Raw genomic sequence first — 2644 nt, 5'->3', positions numbered from 1 at the left:
CGGCCTCGGCCCGTCCGCGGGTGCGCCCGGCCCGGTCGTCACCGCCGGCGCGGCCCCGACCGGACCTTCTGCGGCCGGCACCGCCACCTGCGCCCAGCCGTCGAAGCGCGTGTCGTTGAGCCGCAGCGCTGCCTGCGCGGGGCTGACCAGGTCGTACGAGCCCAGATCGACGAGGTCGCCGGTGCGGCCGCTGATCGAGGTGACACCGTCAGCGCCCACCTGCACCGTCCAGCCGAGCGGGCTGAGGCCGGTACCGGCCGGCTGCAGCGCGCTCACCGTGAACGCCCCCGGCATCCCGGTGACCTGCACGACGAGCCCCGAGGTGTCGATGCCGGCGGCGCCCAGGGTCGCGAGCGCCAGGTCGCGAGCGCCGTCGGGTGTGCCGCAGCCCGCGCCCGGGCAGCCGCGGGGCGCGGCGACCACGAGGTCGACCCGCAGCAGGCTGCCGTCCACCGCGACGGACAGCCAGTCCCCGTCGCCGTCCTGCACGGTCCAGCTGCCGACGCCCTGGGCGACCGGGTCACCGGCGACCCCCCACGCCTGCGCCTGCCGCCCCACGAGCGCATCCGAGGCGGTCACCGCACCGAGACCGAACACCGTCCCCGTCCCGGCGGCCGTGCTCAACCCGTCGGCGACGTAGCGCCGCGGGCCGACGGCCTCGCCGCTGCCCGCCTTCGTGACGAGCGGGGCGAGCGCCGTGTCCGCGCTGCCCTCCACCTGCCCGCCGGCGGAGGCCACCGATCCGGCCGACGACGGGTGGCTCGACCCGAGCCCGTAGCCGCCGGCACCGACGACCGCGAGCGCCGCCACCGCCGCAGCGACCTGCCAGCCGCGGGTCCGGCGCCGCCGGCGCGCGACCAGCTCGTCGTGACCCGCGGGCCCCTCCGTGACCGCCTCCGCGGGAGCCGACGGGACGAGCCCGGCCCGCAGCCGCGCGGCGGCGAGCAGCCGGTCGACGTCGACGGCGACCGTCGCCGCCGGGTCGGCCGCGACCAGGCGTCGGTACGCCTCGTCCTGCTCGTGCTCGCTCATCGGTCCCTCGCCCTCGTCCACCCCGTCTGTGTCGCGGCGGCCCGGGATCTTGCCGCTCATGCGTCCCACGCGGCCCGCAGCCGGGTGCGGGCGCGGCTCAGCGCGGCGTCGGCGCCGCCGCGGCTGACACCGAGCACCTCGGCCAGCTGCTCGCCGACCAGCCCGTCCCACGCGTTGAGCAGCAGCACGTGCCGGTCGCGGGCCGAGAGGGCCGCCAGCGCGCGGCGCACCTCGTCGTCACGCGCCGCGCGCAGCGCCGGGTCGTCGAGGTCGGCCTCCTCCGGCAGGTCGCCGACGGGCACCGGGCGACCCTTGCGCCGGTGGTTGGCCAGCACGAAGCCCGCGGTCCGGTACAGCCAGGGCAGCACGGCCTCGTCGGGCACATCGGCCCGGCGGCGCCAGGCCACCGCCATCACCTCGGCGGCCAGATCCTCCGCCTCGGCACCGGCACGCCGTGCCAGGTAGCGGTGCACCGCCGGGCCGTGCTCACGGACGAGCGCGGTGAACCAGGTCTCGTCGTGCTGCGGCTCACCGGGCCGGGGACCACCGGACCGCGCAGCGCCGGACGTGCCGGACCGCGCGCCGTCGGGCGCAGCAGGCGCGTCGGCCTCGTGGTCTGGCACCGGGGTCCTCCCGTCGGATCTCGCACCGGGTCTGTGTCACCACGGGGCGCGATCTTGCACGGCGGTCACAGACCTTCGGCGACCACACCCGTCGCATGCAACCAGGCCTGCCGGGTCGCGGGCTTGAGCCGGGCGTACTCGATGGGGCCGCCGGCCACGAGCGCCGGGTCGAACGGCACCTCGACCACCGACCGGGTGAGCACCCCGAAGTGCTGCCGCAGCCGCTTGCGCAGGTCCTTGTCGACCGACGCCGACGGCTCGGACAGGATCGTCACCGCCCGGCGCACGGTCTCGGCCTTGCCTGCGGCGCGCAGCGCGTCGACCGCCCAGGCCGCGGCCTGCGCTGTGTCCTCCCGGATGGTCGAGACGATGACGAGCTGGTCGGCGGCGTCGACCGCCGCCCGCCAGTTGGACGAGCGGATGTTGTTGCCGGTGTCCACGACGAGCACCCGGTAGAACCGGGTGAGCACCTGGTGCAGCGCCGCGAAGGAGGCCGCGTCGACGAACGCCCCGGAGGCAGCGTCCTCGTCGGAGGCCAGCACGTCGAACTGCTCCTGGGAGCGCGGGCGCACGTAGGCGTCGAGGTCTCCGACGCGGATCTCGCCGCGGGTGCTCAGGTCCGGCAGCGCGTGCAGCAGGTCGAGCGCCGACCGCCCCGCGGCCGAGGTGCCCGAGCGCCAGCCGAGCGTGCCGTGCGTCTCGTTGTTGTCCCAGGCGAGCGTCGAGCCGCCGCGCTGCAGCCCGAACCCTGCGGCGAGCATGAGGGTGGCCGTCGTCTTGTGCGCACCGCCCTTGGGGTTGATGACGACGATGGTGCGCGGACCGCCCAGCGGACGCCGGATCGACTCGACCGCGGCCAGGTCGGCCCGCTCCTTGCGGCCCGGTCCGGCCTTGATCGCACCGAGGGAGGCCCGGCGCAGCCCGACCCGCCAGCCGCGCGTCGCGATCTGCCGCCGCGGCCGGTGCCGGGTCGCCAGCAGCTCACCGAG

At 76.9% G+C, this 2644-nt stretch carries 2 protein-coding genes and 1 pseudogene; all 3 read right to left on the bottom strand.

The genetic code is table 11. The annotated features are described in order from the left end of the window. A pseudogene (locus F2B26_RS15650) lies at window positions 1–1092 on the bottom strand (hypothetical protein); the annotation flags it as partial. Next, on the bottom strand, window positions 1089–1655 hold the full coding sequence (locus F2B26_RS15645) for an RNA polymerase sigma factor (protein WP_159810928.1): 567 nt from the start codon (window positions 1653–1655) through the stop codon (window positions 1089–1091). The gene F2B26_RS15645 and the pseudogene F2B26_RS15650, both read right to left, overlap by 4 nt. Before the next feature lie 65 nt (window positions 1656–1720). Then, window positions 1721–2644: MinD/ParA family ATP-binding protein (locus F2B26_RS15640; protein ID WP_369122553.1), on the bottom strand; the 924-nt coding region annotated here is incomplete at its 5' end.

This window comes from Cellulomonas citrea (assembly GCF_009829685.1).
GTDB lineage: Bacteria > Actinomycetota > Actinomycetes > Actinomycetales > Cellulomonadaceae > Cellulomonas > Cellulomonas citrea.
The sequence above is the reverse complement of the archived record's forward strand: the minus strand, read 5'-3'. Positions and strand labels throughout refer to the sequence as shown.